Source organism: Flavobacterium xanthum (assembly GCF_900142695.1).
Taxonomy (GTDB): Bacteria; Bacteroidota; Bacteroidia; order Flavobacteriales; family Flavobacteriaceae; genus Flavobacterium; species Flavobacterium xanthum.
In genome coordinates this window covers 40,063-60,376 of sequence record NZ_FRBU01000003.1, presented here as the reverse complement: position 1 = coordinate 60,376, position 20,314 = coordinate 40,063, and the positions used below count along the sequence as shown (strand labels likewise).

The following is a 20,314-nucleotide window of genomic DNA, read 5'->3' as shown; positions in this document are numbered from 1 at the left end:
ATGTCAGTAAGAAAATTAAAACCTATTACCCCAGGTCAGCGATTTAGAGTTGTGAATGGTTATGACGCCATTACAACTGATAAGCCGGAACGCTCTTTGATAGCGCCGATAAAAAACTCTGGAGGTAGAAATAGTCAAGGAAAGATGACCATGCGTTATACGGGTGGTGGTCACAAGCAGAGATATCGTATAATTGATTTTAAACGTACAAAAGAAGGAATTCCGGCTACAGTGAAATCAATCGAATATGATCCAAATCGTACTGCATTTATCGCTTTATTGGCGTATGCTGATGGAGAGAAAACGTATGTTATTGCTCAAAACGGATTGAAAGTTGGTCAGAAATTAGTTTCTGGTCCAGAATCTCAACCTGAAATTGGTAATACTTTACCTTTAAGTAGAGTTCCACTAGGAACTGTAATTTCTTGTATCGAATTGAGACCAGGGCAAGGAGCGGTAATCGCTCGTTCAGCTGGAACATTTGCTCAATTAATGGCAAGAGATGGAAAATATGCAACAATTAAGATGCCGTCTGGTGAAACAAGATTAATCTTGTTGACTTGTTCGGCTACAATTGGAGCTGTATCTAATTCAGATCATCAATTAGTTGTATCAGGAAAAGCTGGTAGAACGAGATGGTTAGGAAGAAGACCTAGAACAAGACCTGTTGCAATGAACCCTGTCGATCACCCAATGGGTGGTGGTGAAGGACGTTCTTCTGGTGGACATCCACGTTCAAGAAATGGAATACCAGCAAAAGGTTATAGAACTCGTTCTAAGAAAAACCCGAGTAACAAGTATATCGTAGAACGTAGAAAGAAATAATAAGATATGGCACGTTCATTAAAAAAAGGACCTTTTGTTCATTATAAGTTAGACAAGAAAGTTCAAGAAAACATCGCAGGTGGAAATAAAGGAGTAGTAAAGACTTGGTCTAGAGCTTCGATGATTACTCCAGACTTTGTTGGACAAACTATCGCAGTTCATAACGGTCGTCAATTTGTACCAGTTTACGTAACAGAAAACATGGTAGGTCACAAATTAGGAGAATTTTCACCAACTAGATCTTTTAGAGGTCATGCTGGAGCAAAAAATAAAGGTAAAAAATAAGAAGCAATGGGAGTTCGTAAAAGAGAAACAGCAGATGCGAGAAAAGAGGCTAATAAGTCTATTGCTTTCGCGAAATTGAATAACTGCCCTACTTCACCTAGAAAAATGCGCTTAGTAGCGGACTTGGTAAGAGGTCAGAAGGTAGAGAGAGCATTAAACATCTTAAGATTTAGTTCTAAAGAGGCTTCAAGAAAATTAGAAAAATTGGTTTTATCTGTAATTGCCAACTGGCAAGCAAAAAACCCTGAAGCTAATATGGAAGAAGCTGGTTTATTTGTAAAAACGATTACAGTTGATGGTGGAATGATGTTGAAAAGACTTCGTCCAGCTCCACAAGGTCGTGCACACAGAATTAGAAAACGTTCTAATCACGTAACAATCGTGCTTGGATCTATTAATAACACACAAGCAATTTAATACAAGATGGGACAAAAGACAAATCCAATTGGAAATAGACTTGGTATCATCAGAGGATGGGACTCAAACTGGTATGGTGGAAATGATTATGGTGATAAACTTGCCGAAGATTATAAAATCAGAAAGTATATCCATGCTCGTTTATCAAAAGCTAGTGTATCAAAAGTAATCATTGAGAGAACTTTGAAACTTGTAACCGTTACTATCACTACTGCTAGACCTGGTATTATTATCGGAAAAGGTGGCCAAGAGGTAGACAAGTTAAAAGAAGAACTTAAGAAAATTACTGACAAAGAGGTTCAAATCAACATCTTTGAAATTAAAAGACCTGAACTTGACGCGTATCTAGTTGCTACAAGCATCTGTCGTCAAATCGAAAGCCGTATTTCTTACAGACGTGCAATCAAAATGGCAATTGCTGCCTCTATGCGTATGAACGCTGAGGGTATCAAGGTTTTGATTTCTGGTCGTTTGAATGGTGCAGAGATGGCTCGTTCAGAAGGTTTCAAAGAAGGAAGAGTTCCTTTATCAACTTTCAGAGCTGATATTGATTATGCTTTGGCAGAAGCTCACACTACTTATGGTAGAATGGGAATCAAAGTATGGATCATGAAAGGTGAAGTTTATGGAAAGAGAGATCTTTCTCCACTTGCTGGAATGGACAAAAAACAATCTGGTACTGGTGGAGGTAAAGGTGGCGATGCTCCTAGAGGAGACAGAAAGCCTTTTAACAAAGGTGGAAAACCAGACGCTCGTAAACGAAAGTAAATTTTTAAATTAAAGAAAAATGTTACAGCCTAAAAGAACAAAATACCGTAAGGTACAAAAAGGTAAAATGAAAGGGAACTCTCAAAGAGGGCATGAACTTTCTAATGGAATGTTTGGTATTAAATCTGTACATGAAGATGGAATGTTCCTAACTTCTCGTCAAATAGAAGCTGCGCGTATTGCTGCAACTCGTTTTATGAAAAGAGAAGGACAATTATGGATCAAAATATTTCCAGACAAACCAATTACTAAGAAGCCTCTTGAGGTACGTATGGGTAAAGGTAAAGGAGCCGTTGAATATTGGGCTGCTGTTGTTAAACCCGGAAGAATTATGTTTGAAGTTGGAGGAGTACCTTTGTCAGTTGCAAAAGAGGCGTTACGTCTTGCAGCTCAAAAGCTTCCAGTAAAAACTAAGTTCGTTGTTGCTAGAGATTTCGAAGCATAATTAATAGTATATTATGAAACAATCAGAAATAAAAGATCTTTCTGCAGCAGAGTTGCAAGAAAAGCTTAGCCAGACTAAGAAAACATATGCTGATCTAAAAATGGCTCACGCTATTTCACCAATTGAGAATCCACTTCAAATTAGAAGTGTAAGAAGAGTGGTTGCTAGATTAGCTACAGAACTTACTAAAAGAGAGTTACAATAACTGTAGTCTGCTGAAAGATGGAAGAAAAAAGAAATTTAAGAAAAGAAAGAGTTGGTGTTGTTACTTCGGACAAAATGGATAAATCTATTGTTGTTGCGGAAGTACGTAAAGTAAAACACCCATTATACGGTAAGTTCGTGTTGAAGACTAAAAAGTATCACGCACACGACGAAATGAACGACTGTAACATTGGAGATACGGTAAGGATTAGCGAAACGCGTCCTTTAAGTAAAACTAAATGTTGGAGGTTAGTTGAAATCTTAGAAAGAGCTAAATAATTATGGTACAACAAGAATCAAGACTAAAAGTAGCAGATAACACTGGAGCAAAGGAAGTTTTAACTATCCGTGTTTTAGGAGGTACCAAAAGAAGGTATGCCTCTGTTGGTGACAAGATTGTAGTTTCTATCAAAGATACAGCCCCTAACGGAAGCGTTAAAAAAGGAGCTGTTTCAACTGCAGTTGTTGTACGTACCAAAAAAGAAGTGAGAAGAGCCGATGGTTCTTATATCCGTTTCGATGACAATGCATGTGTTCTTTTGAATGCTGCAGGTGAAATGAGAGGGACTCGTGTTTTTGGACCCGTAGCAAGAGAACTTCGTGAAAAACAATTCATGAAAATTGTATCATTAGCACCAGAAGTGCTTTAATTCGTTTTAAGATGATAAAGCTAAAAATAAAATCAGGTGACATCGTAAGAGTAATTGCTGGAGACCATAAAGGTGCTGAAGGTAAAGTGTTACGCGTGTACAAAGAGAAAAATAAAGCGATTGTTGAAGGTGTTAACATGGTTTCAAAACACACGAAACCTAGTGCAAAAAGCCCTCAAGGTGGTATCGTAAAGAAAGAAGCTTCTATACAAATATCTAACATCTCTTTAATTGATCCTAAAACTAAGGAAGCAACTAGAGTTGGTATTAGAGTAGAGGGAGATAAGAAAGTAAGATTTTCAAAAAAATCTAATCAAGTACTATAGTAATGGAGTATATACCTAGACTAAAAGAAGAATATAAGAGCAGAGTAATTGCTGCTCTTAAAGAGGAATTCGGATACGTAAACGTAATGCAGGTTCCTAAATTGGAAAAAATCGTTTTAAGTAAAGGAGTTGGTGCAGCTGTATCTGATAAAAAATTAATTGACTATGCAGTTGATGAGTTAACAAAGATCACTGGACAGAAAGCAATATCTACTATCTCAAAGAAAGACGTTGCGTCTTTTAAATTGAGAAAAGGGATGCCTATTGGAGCAAAAGTTACTTTACGTGGAGAAAGAATGTATGAGTTTTTAGATAGACTTATTACCTCAGCTTTGCCACGTGTAAGAGATTTTAGTGGTATTAAAGCTACTGGTTTTGACGGAAGAGGAAATTACAACCTTGGTGTTTTAGAGCAAATCATTTTCCCAGAAATTGATATTGACAAAGTAAATAAAATATCAGGAATGGATATCTCTTTTGTAACTACTGCAAAAACAGATAAAGAAGCAAAGTCTCTATTGACAGAATTAGGATTACCTTTTAAAAAGAATTAAGACATGGCTAAAGAATCAATGAAAGCCCGCGAGGTTAAGAGAGAAAAAACAGTAGCTAAGTATGCTGAGAAAAGAAAAGCTTTGTTAGAAGCTGGAGATTTCGTAGGTTTGCAAAAGTTACCAAAAAATGCTTCGCCAGTTCGTTTGCACAATCGTTGTAAATTAACAGGTAGACCAAGAGGGTATATGCGTCAATTCGGTCTTTCACGTGTTACATTTCGTGAAATGGCAAACAATGGATTGATACCTGGTGTTAAAAAAGCATCTTGGTAAGACGTAATTTATTACGTTCTGATACAGACTTAACTTACGTTTTGTCTGTATCATAAATATTTATAAATTGGTTTAAGGTTCGGCAAATCGTTTGTTGAAAACCAAGACCGCAAATTAATACGTATGTATACAGATCCTATTGCAGATTATTTGACAAGAGTTCGTAACGCTGTGGCTGCAAACCACAAGGTTGTTGAAATTCCTGCATCTAATCTAAAAAAAGAAATAACTAAGATCTTATTTGATCAAGGTTATATCTTGAGTTACAAATTTGAAGACAACGCTGTTCAGGGTTCAATCAAAATCGCCTTAAAGTATGATAAGGATACTAAGGAGTCAGTAATTAAAGATATCCAAAGAATTAGTAAACCAGGTTTACGTAAATATTCAAGTTCTTCAAGTATTCCTAGAATCCTTAACGGATTAGGAATTGCTATTGTTTCTACTTCTAAAGGTTTAATGACTGGAAAGAAAGCTAAACAATTGAATGTTGGTGGCGAAGTAATTTGTTACGTATACTAATTTTAAAGACTATATAAGATGTCAAGAATAGGTAAAAGCCCAGTAACAATTCCTGCAGGAGTAACTGTTTCAGTTGCTAAGGGTATTATTACGGTAAAAGGAAAAAATGGTCAACTAACTCAGGAGTTTTCGGACGTAACTGTAACAGTTGAAGGGGATCTAGTTCAAGTAGATAGATCTTCTGATCACAAAGACCAAAGAGCAAAACACGGTTTGTACAGATCTTTAATCAATAACATGATTATTGGTGTAACAGATGGTTTTACTAAGTCATTAGAATTGGTAGGAGTTGGTTATAGAGCTTCAAATCAAGGACAGAAATTAGATTTAGCACTTGGTTACTCTCACAATATAGTTTTAGAAATTGCTCCTGAAGTGACTTTAGAAACTATATCTGAAAAAGGTAAAAACCCAATTGTTAAATTAACATCATTTGACAAACAACTTTTAGGTCAGGTAGCTGCGAAAATCAGAGGTTTCCGTAAGCCTGAACCGTACAAAGGAAAAGGTGTTAAATTTGTGGGTGAAGTATTAAGAAGAAAAGCAGGTAAATCAGCTTAAAAAATAAGATTATGTCATTAACAAAACCTGAAAGAAGACAACGAATTAGATTCAGAATTAGAAAGTCAATTAGTGGTACAGCTACTAATCCAAGACTATCTGTATTTAGAAGTAACAAAGAAATTTACGCTCAACTTATTGATGACGTAAACGGAGTTACTTTGTTGGCGGCTTCTTCAAGAGAAAAAGAAATAGGTAACGGTACGAATATTGAAGTTGCTACAGCAGTTGGGAAATTAGTTGCTGAGAAAGCTTTAAAAGCTGGGATAAGCGTAATAACTTTCGATAGAGGGGGTTACTTATATCACGGTCGTATTAAATCATTAGCGGAAGGCGCAAGAGCGGCTGGACTTAAATTCTAATATAGTATGTCTAATAGTAAATACAAGAATGTAGAGTTAGTAAAACCAAGTGGTCTTGAATTAAAAGATCGTTTGGTAAGTGTAAATCGTGTTACTAAGGTTACAAAGGGTGGTAGAGCTTTTGGTTTTTCTGCTATTGTAGTTGTAGGTGATGAAAACGGAGTGGTTGGGCACGGATTAGGAAAATCTAAAGATGTTTCTGAAGCAATTGCGAAAGCAGTAGAAGATGCTAAGAAAAATTTAGTAAAAATTCCTTTGAATGGTCAGTCTGTTCCTCACGAACAAAAAGGTAAATTTGGTGGTGCACGTGTGTTTTTAATTCCTGCATCTCATGGTACAGGAGTTATTGCTGGTGGAGCTGTTCGTTCAGTTCTTGAATCAGTAGGAATTCATGATGTATTATCTAAATCACAAGGGTCTTCGAATCCTCACAACGTAGTTAAAGCAACTTTTGATGCTTTGTTACAAATGAGAAGTGCTTATACTGTTGCAAAACAAAGAGGCGTTTCTTTAGAAAAAGTTTTTAAAGGTTAATTCTAGGAAATTATGGCTAAATTATTAGTAAAACAAGTTAGAAGCAAAATCAACTGTCCTCTTACTCAAAAGAGAGGATTGGAAGCTTTAGGTCTACGTAAAATGGGTCAAGTTGTAGAGCATGATTCAAACCCTACAATCCTTGGGATGATAAATAAAGTTAAACACTTAGTTTCTGTCGAAGAAGCTAAATAACAAATACTGTTATGAATTTAAGTAACTTACAACCTGCTGAAGGTTCTACACACAATCAAAATAAGAGATTAGGTAGAGGAGAAGGTTCTGGAAAAGGTGGTACTTCTGCAAGAGGTCACAAAGGAGCAAAATCTCGTTCTGGTTATTCTAAGAAGATTGGTTTTGAAGGTGGGCAAATGCCACTTCAAAGACGTGTACCAAAGTTTGGTTTTACAAACATCAATCGTAAAGATTACGAAGGTGTAAATCTTGATACACTTCAACTATTAGTTGATAATGGTGTTATTAAAGATACTGTTGATATGACAGTTTATGTTGCTAATCGTTTAGCTACTAAAAATGAAATCGTTAAGATTTTAGGTAGAGGTGAATTGACAGCAAAATTAAAAGTAACCGCTCACAAATTTACTGCTACTGCTAAAGCTGCTATTGAAGCTGCTGGAGGAGAAGCTGTAACAATGTAATTTTTCTATTAATATGAAGAAATTTATTGAATCAATAAGTAATGTTTGGAAAATAGAAGAACTGAAAAATAGAATTCTAATCACCTTAGGACTACTTTTAGTTTATCGTTTCGGGGCTCAAGTTACCCTACCAGGCATTGATGCTACACAGTTAGGTAATTTAGCTGGGCAAACCAAAGAAGGAATTGGTTCAATTCTAGACATGTTTACCGGAGGTGCATTTTCTCAAGCTTCAGTTTTTGCTTTAGGAATTATGCCTTACATTTCTGCTTCCATTGTTGTTCAGTTGATGGGAATTGCGATTCCTTATCTACAAAAACTTCAAAGTGATGGAGAAAGTGGTAGAAAGAAGATTAATCAAATTACTCGTTGGTTGACAATTGGAATTACTTTAGTTCAAGGTCCAACTTATATCTATAATTTATATAGAACATTACCTAGTAATGCATTTTTATTGGGATTCAATTCATTTGAATTCTTGTTTTCATCAGTAGTTATTTTAGTTACAGGTACAATTTTTGCCATGTGGTTAGGAGAAAAGATTACGGATAAAGGAATTGGAAATGGTATATCTTTGTTGATTATGGTTGGGATATTGGCTAGATTGCCACAAGCATTCATCCAAGAGTTTACAACTAGGGTTACCAATAATAATGGTGGTCCAATGTTGCTGGTTATTGAAATTATCATCTGGTTACTGGTTATTATTTGTTGTGTACTATTAGTAATGGCGGTTAGGAGAATTCCGGTGCAATATGCTCGTCGTACAACTTCAGGTGATTTCGAACAAGATATGTTGAATGGAAATAGACAATGGATTCCTTTAAAGCTTAATGCTTCAGGGGTTATGCCAATTATATTTGCACAAGCGATCATGTTTATTCCAGCAGCATTAGCTGGTTTGTCTAAATCAGATGCGTCACAATCAATCGTTGGTGCTTTTAGTAATATGTTTGGTTTTTGGTATAATTTAGTATTTGCAACTTTAATCATTGTATTTACATTTTTTTACACCGCGATCACAGTTCCTACTAATAAGATGTCTGATGATTTAAAGCGAAGTGGAGGTTTTATTCCTGGTATTAGACCTGGAGTGGAAACATCTGATTATCTTGATAAAGTGATGTCTTTAATAACGTTCCCGGGATCATTATTTCTGGCTTTAATTGCTGTGTTCCCTGCAATAATTGTTAGTGTGATGGATGTTCAACAATCATGGGCAATGTTTTTTGGAGGTACTTCATTAATAATTATGGTTGGTGTTGCCATAGATACAATGCAGCAAATCAATTCATATTTGTTGAATAAACATTATGATGGTTTAATGAAAAGTGGTAAAAATAGAAAAGCAGTAGCTTAACTTTATGGCAAAACAATCAGCAATAGAACAAGACGGATCGATCATTGAAGCATTATCAAATGCTATGTTCCGTGTAGAGTTAGAGAATGGACATATTGTAATCGCACATATATCTGGAAAAATGCGTATGCATTACATCAAATTATTACCTGGTGATAAAGTGAAACTAGAAATGAGCCCTTACGATTTGTCAAAAGCAAGAATTACTTATAGATATTAAAGGATATTCAAAATGAAAGTTAGAGCTTCAGTAAAAAAGAGAAGTCCCGAGTGCAAAATTGTGCGAAGAAAAGGGAGATTGTACGTAATAAACAAAAAGAATCCTAGATTTAAACAAAGACAAGGATAATTATGGCAAGAATAGCAGGGGTAGATATCCCAAAAAATAAGAGAGGTGTTATAGCACTTACCTACATCTTTGGATTAGGAAAAAGTAGAGCTGTTGAGATTTTAGAAAAAGCTCAAGTTAGCCAAGATAAAAAGGTTCAAGACTGGAATGATGATGAGATCGGAGCAATCCGTGAAGCAGTGTCAACTTTCAAAATTGAAGGAGAATTGCGTTCAGAAGTTTCTTTAAACATCAAACGTTTAATGGATATTGGATGTTATAGAGGTATCCGTCATAGATCTGGTCTTCCATTAAGAGGACAAAGAACTAAAAACAACTCTAGAACAAGAAAAGGTAAAAGAAAAACTGTTGCTAACAAGAAAAAAGCAACTAAATAATAAGTAATATGGCTAAAGCAACTGCAAAAAAACGTAAAGTTATCGTTGAATCAACGGGAGAAGCTCATATTTCTGCTACTTTTAACAATATCATCATTTCTTTGACAAACAAAAAAGGTGAAGTTATTTCTTGGTCTTCAGCTGGAAAAATGGGTTTTAGAGGTTCTAAAAAGAATACTCCATACGCAGCCCAAATGGCAGCAGAAGATTGTAGTAAAGTAGCTCTTGAAGCTGGACTTAAAAAAGTGAAAGTGTATGTAAAAGGACCAGGAAACGGACGTGAGTCTGCTATCCGTTCTTTGCATAACGGTGGAATTGAAGTGACTGAGATTATCGATGTTACTCCAATGCCTCACAACGGATGTCGTCCTCCAAAGAGACGTAGAGTTTAATTATATATTTAAGTATAACTAGGTAGAATATACGATTATCGAAGGATATGACCTGAATTCATAATCTCTACCTTAATTTAATTTTTAGAAATGGCAAGATATACTGGTCCAAAAACTAGAATTGCTCGTAAATTTGGCGAAGCAATCTTCGGAGATGACAAATCTTTCGAGAAAAGAAATTATCCACCTGGACAACACGGGATGGCTAAAAAAAGAGGTAAAAAATCTGAATATGCAATCCAGTTAATGGAAAAGCAAAAAGCTAAATATTCTTATGGAATTTTAGAAAAACAATTCAGAGGTTTATTCAAAAAAGCATCAGCTACTAAAGGTGTTACTGGTGAGGTTCTTTTACAATTGTGTGAAGCAAGATTAGATAACGTTGTTTTTAGAATGGGCATCGCTCCTTCTAGACGAGGCGCTAGACAATTAGTTTCTCACAGACACATTACCGTTAACGGTGATGTTGTAAATATTGCTTCTTACCACCTTAAACCTGGTGACAAAGTTGCTGTTCGTGAAAAATCTAAATCTTTAGATGCTATCGAACGTTCTTTATCTAATTCAAGTCATGTTTATGAATGGATTACTTGGAATAATGACGTTAAAGAAGGTACTTTCGTTTCTGTACCTGCAAGACTTCAGATCCCAGAAAACATTAAAGAACAATTAATCGTAGAGTTGTACAACAAATAATAATTGACTTAGTCGAAATTTATGGCAATATTTAATTTTCAGAAGCCCGATAAAGTTATCATGATCGATTCCACCGATTTTGAAGGTAAGTTTGAATTTAGACCTTTAGAACCTGGTTACGGATTGACTGTTGGTAATGCACTTAGAAGAGTTTTGCTTTCAGCATTAGAAGGTTATGCAATTACATCTGTTCGCATTGAAGGTGTAGATCATGAGTTTTCTACTATTTCAGGAGTTGTTGAAGACGTTACCGAAATTATTCTTAATCTAAAACAAGTACGTTTTAAACGTCAAATTGAAGATATAGATAATGAAGCAGTTACTATTTCTGTTTCAGGTAAAGATCAATTAACAGCTGGTGATTTTCAAAAATTTATTTCAGGTTTCCAAGTTTTGAATCCAGAACTAGTTATCTGTAATTTAGATAGCAAAATCAAACTAAATTTCGATTTAACGATCGAAAAAGGTAGAGGCTATGTTCCTGCTGAAGAAAACAAAAAGCAGAATGCTGCAATTGGAACTATTTTTACTGATTCAATTTTTACTCCGGTAAAAAATGTAAAATATGCGATTGAAAACTTCCGTGTTGAGCAAAAAACAGATTATGAAAAATTAGTTTTTGAAATTAAAACTGATGGATCAATTAATCCTAAAGATGCTCTTACTGAAGCTGCAAAAGTTCTAATTCACCATTTCATGTTGTTTTCTGACGAAAGAATTACACTTGAGGCTGACGAAATTGCACAAACAGAATCATATGATGAAGAATCATTACACATGAGACAATTGCTTAAAACTAAGCTTGTTGATATGGATCTTTCTGTTAGAGCATTAAATTGCTTGAAAGCGGCTGAAGTTGATACACTTGGTGATTTAGTATCGTTCAATAAAAATGACCTAATGAAATTCCGTAATTTTGGTAAAAAATCTTTAACTGAACTTGATGAACTTGTTGCAGTTAAAAATTTGAACTTCGGTATGGATTTGGCAAAATACAAACTAGATAAAGAATAAATTACTTCATATTTTGATCTCCAAAATGGATCGTATCAAGATGAAAGTATAAAAAAACACGTCATGAGACACGGAAAAAAATTCAACCACTTAAGCAGACAGACTGCACATAGAAAATCTATGTTAGCTAATATGGCTTGTTCTCTTATTGAGCACAAACGTATTAACACTACTGTTGCTAAAGCAAAAGCGCTTAAACAATTTGTTGAGCCTTTAATAACAAAATCAAAACAAGATACGACTCACAATCGTCGTATCGTTTTTGCTTACTTACGTAGCAAATATGCTGTAACTGACTTGTTCAGAGACGTAGCTGCTAAAGTAGGAGACCGTCCAGGTGGATACACTCGTATCATTAAAGTTGGAAATCGTTTGGGAGATAATGCTGATATGGCAATGATCGAACTAGTAGATTTCAATGAACTTTACAATGGTGGTAAAAAAGAAGTTAAAAAAGCAAAAAGTCGTCGTGGTGGTAAAGCTAAAAAAGCTGATGAGGCTACGGAAGCTCCAGTTGCGGATTCAAGCGCAAGCGAAGGATCTAAAAAAACTGAACCAACTACTGATGCTGCTGAGTAATTATGAAAATAATCATTCAATAAAAATCAAGGATAAGCTATTTATAGTTTATCCTTTTTTTTTGATTTTTTTTTAAATGATTCAGGAATAGTTTTTTGTAATAGAATATCTAAGTCGCTTTTTAAGGAGGCTTTTTCTAATTCTTTTGTTATCTCCAATTTGAATTTGGAAATGAGCTAAACTAGGAGTTGATGTATTTTTTTACACTTTTTCTGATGATAGTATACTAAAAGCGAGATTTCTTAATACAAGTATATCAAGCTGCTTTATACTTTAAAAAAATATTAATTTTAAAATCATTGCAACCATTGCTTTAAACAATTAAATTTGCAAAATATTTAACTACGCATGAAACCAGTTTTTCTAGTTCCATGAAACTATTAAAAAAATAATAGAAATCAACGAATGAAATATACAACACGACAAGGCGCGATACTCTTACTAAGCGACGGAACTATTTTTCACGGTAAATCCATTGGAATCAGTGGAACTACTTTTGGAGAGGTTTGTTTTAATACCGGAATGACTGGATACCAAGAGATATTTACAGACCCCTCTTATTTTGGTCAAATAATGGTGGCGACCAATGCCCATATCGGAAATTATGGCGTAAATGAAAAGGAAATTGAATCTAGTAGTATTAAAATCTCAGGTTTAGTTTGTAAAAATTTTAGCTTTAATTATTCACGCGAAGACGCATCAGGAAGTTTAGAAAATTACTTTATAGAACAAAATCTTATTTGCATTTCTGATGTGGATACAAGAGCTTTGGTGAGTTATATTCGTGAAAATGGAGCGATGAATGCAGTCATTTGCACGGATGGTTCCTCTCTTGAAGATCTAAAGGTGGCATTAGCAAAAGTTCCTGATATGAATGGCTTAGAGTTGGCCTCCAAAGTATCTACAAAGGAACCCTATTTTTACGGGGATCAGAATGCGACCTACAAAATTTCGGCTCTAGATTTAGGAATTAAAATGAACATTCTACGTAATCTGGCTAACAGAGATTGCTATATAAAAGTTTTTCCTTTTGATGCATCCTATCAGGATATGGAGTCCTTCAATCCGGATGGTTATTTCTTATCTAATGGTCCTGGAGATCCAGAGCCACTTTCAAGTGCGATTGAAGTAGCCAAAGCAATTATTAAAAATAATAAGCCCTTATTTGGAATCTGTCTTGGTCATCAAGTAATTGGTTTAGCTAATGGAGTTTCGACATATAAAATGTTTAATGGACATAGAGGTATAAACCATCCTGTGAAAAATATTATTACTGGGAAAGGCGAAATAACTTCTCAAAACCATGGTTTTGCCGTAAATAAAGAAGAATTAGACAACCATCTAGAATTAGAAATCACACATGTGCATCTCAATGATGGAACTGTAGCGGGAATGCGTATGAAAAACAAAAACTGTTTCTCAGTTCAGTACCATCCGGAAGCTAGTCCTGGTCCTCATGATTCCTCTTATTTATTTGATCAATTTATCGAAAATATTAAAGGATAACTTTTTTGTAGCAATACAGCATTAAATACATCATATTAAAATACTTTGGGATTGTCTTTTGTCAAAAAGTCAGTCCCTTTTTATTTTTAAGTTCGTATTGAATTACGATTCAAGTCGTTTATTGCTGAAATTATGCGGTAAGATTTACATCGAGGGCCGACTTTAGAGACTGATTACTGTCGCTAATTTTGCTTTTTGTATTTAAAATATGGTTCGTTTTCCGTGTTAAAATATTGTATTTCCTTTTTTGATAGTATGGCATTTAAATGGTCTCTTTTTCTTAGTCAATTTGTAATTAAATGTTCTAGTTATGGATTAAACCTAAATCGTATAAACCTTTGTTTTAATGCTTAAAAAGAAGTTGTTTAGAAGCTCAAAAAGATCATCGTTTAAATTTGAGGTTTATCAATTTATCAAGGTGCTTGGAGTGCTATATTCTTTTTGAAACTTTCAGTTTTTGAGCTTTTATTGTCTTTTACTGTTTTCGCTCTAGCTAAATGCAATTATGTAATTTTCATCTTCTTTTATAAACGAAACTGTAGGTATTGGTTTTCCACAAATAATTACAACGTTTTCGTTAATAAGATTCATTGTTTTCATAAAATGAATCAAAAAGATAGAATATATTTGTGTTTTATAATTTAAAAATTGAGTATATGAGTATAATTATCAAAATTCACGCAAGACAAATTTTCGATTCTAGAGGAAATCCTACAATAGAAGTAGATGTAATTACAGATAATGGTGTTTTAGGAAGAGCTGCTGTACCATCTGGGGCATCAACTGGAGAGCATGAAGCAATGGAGTTGCGCGATGGAGGAAAAGCTTACCTTGGAAAAGGAGTTTTGAATGCAGTGAAAAATGTGAATACCCTTATTTCTGAGGAGCTTTTAGGAGTTTCAATTTTTGAACAAAATCTGATTGATCAAATGATGATTGATTTGGATGGTACTCCTAATAAATCAAACTTGGGTGCAAACGCAATTTTAGGAGTTTCTTTGGCTGTAGCCAAAGCCGCTGCAAATGAATTGGGTTTACCATTGTATAGATATGTAGGCGGTGTTTCTGCAAACACATTGCCAGTGCCGATGATGAATATTATTAATGGAGGATCACATTCAGATGCGCCGATAGCCTTTCAAGAATTTATGATTTTTCCTGTGAAAGCAACTTCTTTCTCCCATGCAATGCAAACGGGGACAGAAATTTTTCATAGTTTGAAAAAAGTATTGCACGATAGAGGACTTTCTACTGCTGTAGGTGATGAAGGTGGTTTTGCACCAAATCTTCCTGGTGGTACTGAAGATGCTTTAGATACCATTAAAAAAGCAGTTGAAAACGCAGGGTATAGTTTTGGTGATGAAATCATGATCGCTTTGGATTGCGCTGCAGCAGAGTTTTACGTAGATGGGAAATACGATTATTCTAAATTTGAAGGTGAAACAGGTAAGATTAGATCTTCTGCGGAGCAAGTGGATTATTTAGCGGAACTAGCCTCTAAATATCCAATTATTTCTATCGAAGACGGTATGGATGAAAATGACTGGGATGGTTGGAAGTTATTAACCGATAAAATTGGAGATAAAGTGCAATTAGTTGGAGATGATTTATTCGTTACCAACGTAGAACGTTTGTCAACAGGTATTGAAAAAGGAATCGCTAATTCTATTCTTATTAAGGTAAATCAAATAGGAACTTTAACTGAAACTATTGCGGCTGTAAATATGGCTAAAAATGCAGGATATACCTCTGTGATGTCTCATCGTTCAGGAGAAACAGAAGACAATACCATTGCAGATTTAGCAGTAGCTTTAAACTGTGGTCAAATAAAAACGGGTTCTGCTTCAAGATCGGATCGTATGGCTAAATACAATCAGTTGCTTAGGATTGAAGAAGAATTGGGCGATACTGCATATTTCCCCGGTAAAAATGCATTCAAAATAAAATAAATTCCTACGATATTTTTATTTAAAGCCATTCACGTGCTGTGAGTGGCTTTTTTTGGTAATATTTAACAATTTCGTTGTGGAATTCTCTTTTTAATTAGTGTTTAATTCCCTAGATTTGATAAATTATTATTTTAAAAGTTTATTTTCAATATATTATGTCAAAAATAGCAACATTAGAAATTGATGGAAAGAAAATTGAGCTTCCTGTAGTCGTAGGGAGTGAAAACGAAGTTGCCATCGATATTAACAAATTACGTGATTTAACCGGTATTATTACGCTTGATCCGGGCTATAAAAATTCAGGTTCCTGCAAAAGTGACATCACTTTTCTTGATGGAGAATTAGGAATACTTCGTTATAGAGGCTATTCAATAGAAGATTTAGCAGCAAAAGCTGATTTTCTAGAAGTGTCTTACCTTTTGATTTTTGGAGAATTGCCAAACATGAAGCAGTTAGTGCAATTTGAAACTGATATCAGAAAATACACGTTGGTCAATGAAGAGATGAAGAGCATCATTGATGGCTTTCCTAAAACAGCGCATCCAATGGGCGTTTTAGCAGCTTTGACGAGTGCATTGACTGCATTTAACCCTAAATCGGTTAATGTTGATAATGAAAAAGAAATGTATGAGGCAGTTTGTAAAACTATGGGTAAATTCATGGTAATAGCAACTTGGACCTATAGAAAAAGCATGGGTTATCCTTTGAATTATTATGATAATACTAAAGGATACGTTGAAAATTTTATGCGATTAATGTTTGAATTGCCTACTGAACCATATGCTGCAAATCCTATAGTTATTGATGCATTGGATAAATTATTCATACTTCACGGTGATCACGAACAGAACTGTTCTACCTCTACCGTTAGAATGGTAGGATCTTCTCACGCAGGATTATTTGCTTCAATATCAGCAGGAGTTTCTGCGCTTTGGGGACCATTACATGGTGGTGCAAATCAAGCGGTGCTGGAAATGTTAGAGGAAATCCATAGAAATGGTGGTGATGCAGATAAATACATGGCTAAAGCCAAAGATAAAAATGATCCTTTCCGTTTAATGGGTTTTGGTCACAGAGTTTATAAAAATTTCGATCCAAGAGCAAAAATTATTAAGAAAGCTGCCAATGAGGTTTTAGCCACATTGGGAGTTGAGGATCCAATCCTTGCCATAGCTAAAAAACTAGAAGAAGCTGCTCTGGAAGACGAATATTTTAAATCAAGAAATTTATATCCAAATGTTGATTTCTATTCTGGGATCATCTACAGAGCATTAGGGATTCCTACAGATATGTTTACGGTGATGTTTGCCATAGGTCGTTTACCAGGTTGGATCGCACAATGGAAAGAAATGCGTGAAAATAAAGAGCCAATAGGAAGACCAAGACAAATTTATACTGGACATCCTTTGAGGGATTTTGTCCCAACAGATAAAAGATAAAATCAGTTTAAAAAGCTTCACGAATTTGTGAAGCTTTTTTTATATTTGCCAAAAGCTAAAAAGATATGTTAGAATTAAAGGTAAATAATGAAACTTCGAGACTGAGGGCAGTAGTGCTTGGTTCGGCCGTTGATAATGGACCTACTCCAAAGGCTGAAGAGGCCTACGATCCGAAATCATTAGCGCATATCTTAGCGGGAACCTACCCAAAGGAGCTGGATATGGTAAATGAAATGGAGGCATTTAATACGGTGTTGAAAAAATATGATGTAACGGTTTTTCGTCCAGAGCAGATCGAAAATTACAATCAAATATTTACCAGAGATATTGGTTTTGTTATTGATGATGTTTTTGTAAAATCTAATATTTTACCGGATCGCGAACGAGAATTAGATGCGATTCAATACGTCATCGATCAAATTAATCCTAAAAAAGTTGTTCGTCCACCCGAGGAAGTTCACATCGAAGGAGGTGATGTTATGTTGTGGAATGAGTATATTTTTATTGGTACTTATAAAGGAAGTGATTACAAAGAGTACATTACTGCACGAACAAACATGCACGGAGTTCAATACATTAAAGAATTATTTCCTAATAAAATTGTCAAAGAATTTGATTTGGTTAAATCCAAAATTGATGCCCGCGATAATGCCTTGCATTTAGATTGTTGTTTTCAACCCGTAGGGAATGACAAAGGGATTATTTACAAAAATGGTTTCCGTGAGGAAGCAGACTATTTGTTTTTAGTTCATCTTTTTGGAAAAGACAATCTATTTCATATTACTAGAGACGAAATGTACCACATGAATTCGAATGTTTTTTCTATCGATACCAATGTAGTAGTTTCTGAAAGAAATTTTACGCGACTTAATAATTGGTTGCGTGCAAACGGTTTTGTCGTAGAAGAAATTCCATACGCAGAAATTGCAAAACAAGAAGGGTTATTGCGATGTTCGACCTTACCATTAATCAGGGATTAATTTCATATTGAGGCGCAAAAGAGTAGAGACGCATTGCAATGCGTTGCAACAAAAAATAAAATAAAAAATCATGAAACAAACCACAAATTCCATAGTAATGATTCGCCCAGTTGCGTTTCGAATGAACGAACAAACCGCAGTTAACAATTATTACCAAAAAGTACTGGACGGTTTGTTACCAGCAACCGTAAATGCAAAGGCGCAACAAGAATTCGATGTTTTTGTCGAGAAATTAAGAGCAGTTGGTGTTGATGTAACCGTTGTGGATGATACCTTGAGTCCAGATACGCCAGACAGCATTTTTCCAAACAATTGGATTTCATTTCACGAGAATGGTGATGTGGCATTATATCCAATGTTTGCCGAAAATCGTCGGGAAGAACGTCGGGAAGAAATTCTAGATATGCTGGAGGACAAAGGTTTTGTTATCTCTAACATTGTAGACTACACATCGGCAGAGGAAGATGGTTTTTTCTTAGAGGGAACAGGAAGTTTACTTTTAGACAGAGAAAATAGTAAAGCTTATTGCGCTTTGTCACCAAGAGCAGATGAAGAATTGTTTATCGAATTTTGCGAAGATTTTGATTATGCTCCCGTAATTTTTGAAGCTTTTCAAACCGTCGATGGAGAACGAAAACTAATTTATCACACCAATGTAATGATGTGCTTAGGCGAAACTTTTGCTGTAATTTGTTCGGATTGTATTGATGATAAAAAAGAACGCAAAATGGTTCTTGATAATCTTAAGGAAAATGGCAAAGAAATTATTGTAATTACTGAAGCCCAAATGAACAATTTTGCAGGGAATATGCTTGAAGTTCGTGGAAGTAATGATAAAAGATATTTAGTAATGAGTGCTGCAGCGCATCAAGCGTTAACGCCAAAGCAGATCGAACAATTAGAAAAACATGCTGAAATTTTGAGTTCGAGTTTAGATACAATTGAAGCGTGCGGTGGTGGAAGCGCCAGGTGTATGATGGCAGAGATTTTCCTACCAAGGAAATAAAAGAAAACCGGATAAAATTATTATCCGGTTTTTTTTAGCTTTAATTTAGGAGAGATTCCCTTTTATAATATTGATAATGGCACTTACAATATATTGTATTCCTATCGCAATTACAATGAATCCTACGATTCTCGATATGGCAACAATACCGGACACTCCCAGTATTTTTGCTAAATAATGCGCGCTTTTAAGGATTAAAAAGATGGTAACCGCAATAGCAAGAATAGCCATTGAAGAGATTAAAATCTCCATCGTTGAATTGTGTTCCTGATAAAATGCAATAAGTAATGATATGGAACCCGGTCCAGCAAGCATAGGAATGGCAAGCGGTGTTAAGGCAATGTCATTTCTTTTTTGAGCATCGGATTCTGCTTTTTTATTGATTCCCCTCTTTTTATTAAATTCTCCCGAAAGCAACGAAAATCCCGAATTTACAATAATGATTCCTCCAGCTATTCGTAAGGCATCGATACTGATGCCAAAGAAAATCAAAACATATTGGCCTATAAAAAAGGAGACAATTAGGATAATAAATACATTTATCGCCGTCCATAAAGAAATTCTAGAACGTTCTTTTTTGGTGTCATTTTGTGTAAGTCCCACAAAGATGGGAACCGTACCAATAGGGTTTAAAACCGAAAAAAGAGCGACAAATAGATAAATAAATAAATCCATATTTTGTTTTTAAGACTGTAAAAATACTCTTTTTTTGCTTTTTAAAGTTAAGCTACTGTTTTTTATTGCTTTGAGAACTAAACCGTAAAATTGTTAAACGAACAAACCTTTTTGATTACTTTTGCCATATACAATTAAAGAAAATGATAAAGAGTAAAAAAACCTTGGTTCTTGGAGCAACAACGAAACCAGATCGATATGCGTTCAAAGCCATATCAATGTTAGTAGATAAAGGGCATTCCGTACTTGCGCTGGGTCAAAATGCTGGTGAAGTTGCGGGTGTGAAAATCCAGACTAAAGCCATTCCATTAAAAAATATCGATACCGTTACCTTATATTTAAATCCAACGCGTCAGCGTGATTATTATAATTATATCGTAGAGGCAAAACCGAAACGAGTTATTTTTAATCCCGGTACAGAAAATCCAGAATTTTATCAGCTGTTAAAATTGAACGATATCAAGGCTGAAGTGGCTTGTACGTTGGTTTTATTATCCACCAATCAGTATTAGTTTTTTTTGAAGCTATTTCCTGCTATTCATTTCAATCTTTGGATTAAAAACAGTCTTTTTCTAAATATAAAAAGGAGCTTCCGTTGGTCGCTCTT

At 35.0% G+C, this 20,314-nt stretch carries 32 protein-coding genes; 31 read left to right on the top strand and 1 reads right to left on the bottom strand.

The features are described from left to right. The 30 genes from rplB (at position 1) to ctlX (ending at position 19,032) form a co-directional block, all read left to right on the top strand. Positions 1-825, top strand: a complete 825-nt coding sequence (gene rplB, locus BUC11_RS02175) for a 50S ribosomal protein L2 (RefSeq protein WP_035668122.1) — start codon at positions 1-3, stop codon at positions 823-825. A 6-nt stretch (positions 826-831) separates the two neighbouring features. Next, positions 832-1,110 (top strand): 30S ribosomal protein S19, encoded by a 279-nt coding sequence (rpsS, locus tag BUC11_RS02170; RefSeq protein ID WP_007136562.1) that lies wholly within the window; start codon positions 832-834, stop codon positions 1,108-1,110. Between the two features lie 6 nt (positions 1,111-1,116). Beyond that, positions 1,117-1,527 carry a 50S ribosomal protein L22 gene (gene rplV, locus BUC11_RS02165; protein ID WP_066081038.1) on the top strand — a complete coding sequence of 137 codons (411 nt, stop codon included), beginning with the start codon at positions 1,117-1,119 and terminating at the stop codon, positions 1,525-1,527. Positions 1,528-1,533: 6 nt separating this feature from the next. Continuing rightward, complete coding sequence (rpsC, locus tag BUC11_RS02160; RefSeq protein WP_073018949.1) at positions 1,534-2,295, top strand: 30S ribosomal protein S3; 762 nt, start codon at positions 1,534-1,536, stop codon at positions 2,293-2,295. A 19-nt stretch (positions 2,296-2,314) separates the two neighbouring features. Next, positions 2,315-2,740 (top strand): 50S ribosomal protein L16, encoded by a 426-nt coding sequence (gene rplP / locus BUC11_RS02155; RefSeq protein WP_007803637.1) that lies wholly within the window; start codon positions 2,315-2,317, stop codon positions 2,738-2,740. A 13-nt stretch (positions 2,741-2,753) separates the two neighbouring features. Continuing rightward, positions 2,754-2,945 carry a 50S ribosomal protein L29 gene (rpmC, locus tag BUC11_RS02150; protein WP_066081030.1) on the top strand — a complete coding sequence of 64 codons (192 nt, stop codon included), beginning with the start codon at positions 2,754-2,756 and terminating at the stop codon, positions 2,943-2,945. 17 nt (positions 2,946-2,962) lie between these two features. After that, positions 2,963-3,223: a 30S ribosomal protein S17 gene (rpsQ, locus tag BUC11_RS02145; protein WP_066081027.1), complete on the top strand. Its 261-nt coding sequence runs from the start codon at positions 2,963-2,965 to the stop codon at positions 3,221-3,223. A gap of 2 nt (positions 3,224-3,225) precedes the next feature. Further along, positions 3,226-3,594: a 50S ribosomal protein L14 gene (gene rplN, locus BUC11_RS02140; protein ID WP_026717863.1), complete on the top strand. Its 369-nt coding sequence runs from the start codon at positions 3,226-3,228 to the stop codon at positions 3,592-3,594. 11 nt (positions 3,595-3,605) lie between these two features. Continuing rightward, a complete protein-coding gene (rplX, locus tag BUC11_RS02135; RefSeq protein ID WP_066081024.1) occupies positions 3,606-3,920 on the top strand; it encodes a 50S ribosomal protein L24 in 315 nt (104 codons plus the stop codon). 2 nt (positions 3,921-3,922) lie between these two features. Then, positions 3,923-4,474, top strand: a complete 552-nt coding sequence (rplE, locus tag BUC11_RS02130; RefSeq protein WP_073351438.1) for a 50S ribosomal protein L5 — start codon at positions 3,923-3,925, stop codon at positions 4,472-4,474. A 3-nt stretch (positions 4,475-4,477) separates the two neighbouring features. Next, entirely contained in the window at positions 4,478-4,747 is a 270-nt protein-coding gene (gene rpsN, locus BUC11_RS02125) for a 30S ribosomal protein S14 (RefSeq protein WP_007136553.1), read from the top strand. Positions 4,748-4,870: 123 nt separating this feature from the next. Further along, positions 4,871-5,269, top strand: a complete 399-nt coding sequence (rpsH, locus tag BUC11_RS02120; RefSeq protein WP_026707006.1) for a 30S ribosomal protein S8 — start codon at positions 4,871-4,873, stop codon at positions 5,267-5,269. Positions 5,270-5,287: 18 nt separating this feature from the next. Further along, entirely contained in the window at positions 5,288-5,830 is a 543-nt protein-coding gene (rplF, locus tag BUC11_RS02115) for a 50S ribosomal protein L6 (protein WP_073351436.1), read from the top strand. Between the two features lie 11 nt (positions 5,831-5,841). Next, positions 5,842-6,192, top strand: a complete 351-nt coding sequence (gene rplR / locus BUC11_RS02110) for a 50S ribosomal protein L18 (protein WP_066081012.1) — start codon at positions 5,842-5,844, stop codon at positions 6,190-6,192. Between the two features lie 6 nt (positions 6,193-6,198). Beyond that, the gene (gene rpsE, locus BUC11_RS02105; RefSeq protein ID WP_035668102.1) at positions 6,199-6,726 is read left to right on the top strand and encodes a 30S ribosomal protein S5; all 528 of its coding nucleotides are present in this window, start codon (positions 6,199-6,201) and stop codon (positions 6,724-6,726) included. A gap of 12 nt (positions 6,727-6,738) precedes the next feature. After that, on the top strand, positions 6,739-6,921 hold the full coding sequence (gene rpmD, locus BUC11_RS02100) for a 50S ribosomal protein L30 (RefSeq protein ID WP_027310825.1): 183 nt from the start codon (positions 6,739-6,741) through the stop codon (positions 6,919-6,921). 11 nt (positions 6,922-6,932) lie between these two features. Further along, positions 6,933-7,385: a 50S ribosomal protein L15 gene (rplO, locus tag BUC11_RS02095; protein WP_066081007.1), complete on the top strand. Its 453-nt coding sequence runs from the start codon at positions 6,933-6,935 to the stop codon at positions 7,383-7,385. A gap of 13 nt (positions 7,386-7,398) precedes the next feature. Next, entirely contained in the window at positions 7,399-8,745 is a 1,347-nt protein-coding gene (secY, locus tag BUC11_RS02090) for a preprotein translocase subunit SecY (protein ID WP_066081004.1), read from the top strand. A 4-nt stretch (positions 8,746-8,749) separates the two neighbouring features. Then, positions 8,750-8,965 carry a translation initiation factor IF-1 gene (infA, locus tag BUC11_RS02085; RefSeq protein WP_007136545.1) on the top strand — a complete coding sequence of 72 codons (216 nt, stop codon included), beginning with the start codon at positions 8,750-8,752 and terminating at the stop codon, positions 8,963-8,965. A 12-nt stretch (positions 8,966-8,977) separates the two neighbouring features. Next, positions 8,978-9,094, top strand: a complete 117-nt coding sequence (ykgO, locus tag BUC11_RS02080; RefSeq protein WP_008992256.1) for a type B 50S ribosomal protein L36 — start codon at positions 8,978-8,980, stop codon at positions 9,092-9,094. 2 nt (positions 9,095-9,096) lie between these two features. After that, the gene (gene rpsM / locus BUC11_RS02075; protein WP_066081001.1) at positions 9,097-9,471 is read left to right on the top strand and encodes a 30S ribosomal protein S13; all 375 of its coding nucleotides are present in this window, start codon (positions 9,097-9,099) and stop codon (positions 9,469-9,471) included. 8 nt (positions 9,472-9,479) lie between these two features. Next, the gene (gene rpsK, locus BUC11_RS02070) at positions 9,480-9,863 is read left to right on the top strand and encodes a 30S ribosomal protein S11 (RefSeq protein WP_024981527.1); all 384 of its coding nucleotides are present in this window, start codon (positions 9,480-9,482) and stop codon (positions 9,861-9,863) included. Positions 9,864-9,953: 90 nt separating this feature from the next. Beyond that, positions 9,954-10,559, top strand: a complete 606-nt coding sequence (gene rpsD, locus BUC11_RS02065) for a 30S ribosomal protein S4 (protein WP_073351434.1) — start codon at positions 9,954-9,956, stop codon at positions 10,557-10,559. 21 nt (positions 10,560-10,580) lie between these two features. Next, a complete protein-coding gene (locus BUC11_RS02060; RefSeq protein WP_066080995.1) occupies positions 10,581-11,573 on the top strand; it encodes a DNA-directed RNA polymerase subunit alpha in 993 nt (330 codons plus the stop codon). Positions 11,574-11,636: 63 nt separating this feature from the next. Beyond that, entirely contained in the window at positions 11,637-12,152 is a 516-nt protein-coding gene (gene rplQ / locus BUC11_RS02055) for a 50S ribosomal protein L17 (RefSeq protein WP_073351430.1), read from the top strand. 405 nt (positions 12,153-12,557) lie between these two features. Further along, entirely contained in the window at positions 12,558-13,658 is a 1,101-nt protein-coding gene (gene carA, locus BUC11_RS02050) for a glutamine-hydrolyzing carbamoyl-phosphate synthase small subunit (protein ID WP_073351428.1), read from the top strand. 656 nt (positions 13,659-14,314) lie between these two features. After that, positions 14,315-15,607 (top strand): phosphopyruvate hydratase, encoded by a 1,293-nt coding sequence (eno, locus tag BUC11_RS02045; protein ID WP_073351426.1) that lies wholly within the window; start codon positions 14,315-14,317, stop codon positions 15,605-15,607. A gap of 155 nt (positions 15,608-15,762) precedes the next feature. After that, positions 15,763-17,046, top strand: a complete 1,284-nt coding sequence (locus tag BUC11_RS02040) for a citrate synthase (RefSeq protein ID WP_073351424.1) — start codon at positions 15,763-15,765, stop codon at positions 17,044-17,046. A gap of 65 nt (positions 17,047-17,111) precedes the next feature. After that, entirely contained in the window at positions 17,112-18,026 is a 915-nt protein-coding gene (locus BUC11_RS02035; protein WP_073351422.1) for a dimethylarginine dimethylaminohydrolase family protein, read from the top strand. A gap of 70 nt (positions 18,027-18,096) precedes the next feature. Continuing rightward, on the top strand, positions 18,097-19,032 hold the full coding sequence (ctlX, locus tag BUC11_RS02030) for a citrulline utilization hydrolase CtlX (protein ID WP_073351420.1): 936 nt from the start codon (positions 18,097-18,099) through the stop codon (positions 19,030-19,032). A gap of 45 nt (positions 19,033-19,077) precedes the next feature. Here the strand turns inward: ctlX and BUC11_RS02025 are convergent, their stop codons facing one another. Further along, the gene (locus tag BUC11_RS02025; protein WP_073351418.1) at positions 19,078-19,707 is read right to left on the bottom strand and encodes a MarC family NAAT transporter; all 630 of its coding nucleotides are present in this window, start codon (positions 19,705-19,707) and stop codon (positions 19,078-19,080) included. A gap of 146 nt (positions 19,708-19,853) precedes the next feature. On the opposite strand from BUC11_RS02025, the gene BUC11_RS02020 reads away from it, so the two are divergent. After that, on the top strand, positions 19,854-20,219 hold the full coding sequence (locus BUC11_RS02020; RefSeq protein ID WP_073351586.1) for a CoA-binding protein: 366 nt from the start codon (positions 19,854-19,856) through the stop codon (positions 20,217-20,219). The last annotated feature ends 95 nt before the right edge of the window (positions 20,220-20,314 follow it).

Bases quoted from the DNA above. Each gene is read 5' to 3' on its own strand.
- rplB (WP_035668122.1), top strand. From the start codon at position 1: ATGTCAGTAAGAAAATTAAAACCTATTACCCCAGGTCAGCGATTTAGA.
- rpsS (WP_007136562.1), top strand. From the start codon at position 832: ATGGCACGTTCATTAAAAAAAGGACCTTTTGTTCATTATAAGTTAGAC.
- rplV (WP_066081038.1), top strand. From the start codon at position 1,117: ATGGGAGTTCGTAAAAGAGAAACAGCAGATGCGAGAAAAGAGGCTAAT.
- rpsC (WP_073018949.1), top strand. From the start codon at position 1,534: ATGGGACAAAAGACAAATCCAATTGGAAATAGACTTGGTATCATCAGA.
- rplP (WP_007803637.1), top strand. From the start codon at position 2,315: ATGTTACAGCCTAAAAGAACAAAATACCGTAAGGTACAAAAAGGTAAA.
- rpmC (WP_066081030.1), top strand. From the start codon at position 2,754: ATGAAACAATCAGAAATAAAAGATCTTTCTGCAGCAGAGTTGCAAGAA.
- rpsQ (WP_066081027.1), top strand. From the start codon at position 2,963: ATGGAAGAAAAAAGAAATTTAAGAAAAGAAAGAGTTGGTGTTGTTACT.
- rplN (WP_026717863.1), top strand. From the start codon at position 3,226: ATGGTACAACAAGAATCAAGACTAAAAGTAGCAGATAACACTGGAGCA.
- rplX (WP_066081024.1), top strand. From the start codon at position 3,606: ATGATAAAGCTAAAAATAAAATCAGGTGACATCGTAAGAGTAATTGCT.
- rplE (WP_073351438.1), top strand. From the start codon at position 3,923: ATGGAGTATATACCTAGACTAAAAGAAGAATATAAGAGCAGAGTAATT.
- rpsN (WP_007136553.1), top strand. From the start codon at position 4,478: ATGGCTAAAGAATCAATGAAAGCCCGCGAGGTTAAGAGAGAAAAAACA.
- rpsH (WP_026707006.1), top strand. From the start codon at position 4,871: ATGTATACAGATCCTATTGCAGATTATTTGACAAGAGTTCGTAACGCT.
- rplF (WP_073351436.1), top strand. From the start codon at position 5,288: ATGTCAAGAATAGGTAAAAGCCCAGTAACAATTCCTGCAGGAGTAACT.
- rplR (WP_066081012.1), top strand. From the start codon at position 5,842: ATGTCATTAACAAAACCTGAAAGAAGACAACGAATTAGATTCAGAATT.
- rpsE (WP_035668102.1), top strand. From the start codon at position 6,199: ATGTCTAATAGTAAATACAAGAATGTAGAGTTAGTAAAACCAAGTGGT.
- rpmD (WP_027310825.1), top strand. From the start codon at position 6,739: ATGGCTAAATTATTAGTAAAACAAGTTAGAAGCAAAATCAACTGTCCT.
- rplO (WP_066081007.1), top strand. From the start codon at position 6,933: ATGAATTTAAGTAACTTACAACCTGCTGAAGGTTCTACACACAATCAA.
- secY (WP_066081004.1), top strand. From the start codon at position 7,399: ATGAAGAAATTTATTGAATCAATAAGTAATGTTTGGAAAATAGAAGAA.
- infA (WP_007136545.1), top strand. From the start codon at position 8,750: ATGGCAAAACAATCAGCAATAGAACAAGACGGATCGATCATTGAAGCA.
- ykgO (WP_008992256.1), top strand. From the start codon at position 8,978: ATGAAAGTTAGAGCTTCAGTAAAAAAGAGAAGTCCCGAGTGCAAAATT.
- rpsM (WP_066081001.1), top strand. From the start codon at position 9,097: ATGGCAAGAATAGCAGGGGTAGATATCCCAAAAAATAAGAGAGGTGTT.
- rpsK (WP_024981527.1), top strand. From the start codon at position 9,480: ATGGCTAAAGCAACTGCAAAAAAACGTAAAGTTATCGTTGAATCAACG.
- rpsD (WP_073351434.1), top strand. From the start codon at position 9,954: ATGGCAAGATATACTGGTCCAAAAACTAGAATTGCTCGTAAATTTGGC.
- BUC11_RS02060 (WP_066080995.1), top strand. From the start codon at position 10,581: ATGGCAATATTTAATTTTCAGAAGCCCGATAAAGTTATCATGATCGAT.
- rplQ (WP_073351430.1), top strand. From the start codon at position 11,637: ATGAGACACGGAAAAAAATTCAACCACTTAAGCAGACAGACTGCACAT.
- carA (WP_073351428.1), top strand. From the start codon at position 12,558: ATGAAATATACAACACGACAAGGCGCGATACTCTTACTAAGCGACGGA.
- eno (WP_073351426.1), top strand. From the start codon at position 14,315: ATGAGTATAATTATCAAAATTCACGCAAGACAAATTTTCGATTCTAGA.
- BUC11_RS02040 (WP_073351424.1), top strand. From the start codon at position 15,763: ATGTCAAAAATAGCAACATTAGAAATTGATGGAAAGAAAATTGAGCTT.
- BUC11_RS02035 (WP_073351422.1), top strand. From the start codon at position 17,112: ATGTTAGAATTAAAGGTAAATAATGAAACTTCGAGACTGAGGGCAGTA.
- ctlX (WP_073351420.1), top strand. From the start codon at position 18,097: ATGAAACAAACCACAAATTCCATAGTAATGATTCGCCCAGTTGCGTTT.
- BUC11_RS02025 (WP_073351418.1), bottom strand. From the start codon at position 19,707: ATGGATTTATTTATTTATCTATTTGTCGCTCTTTTTTCGGTTTTAAAC.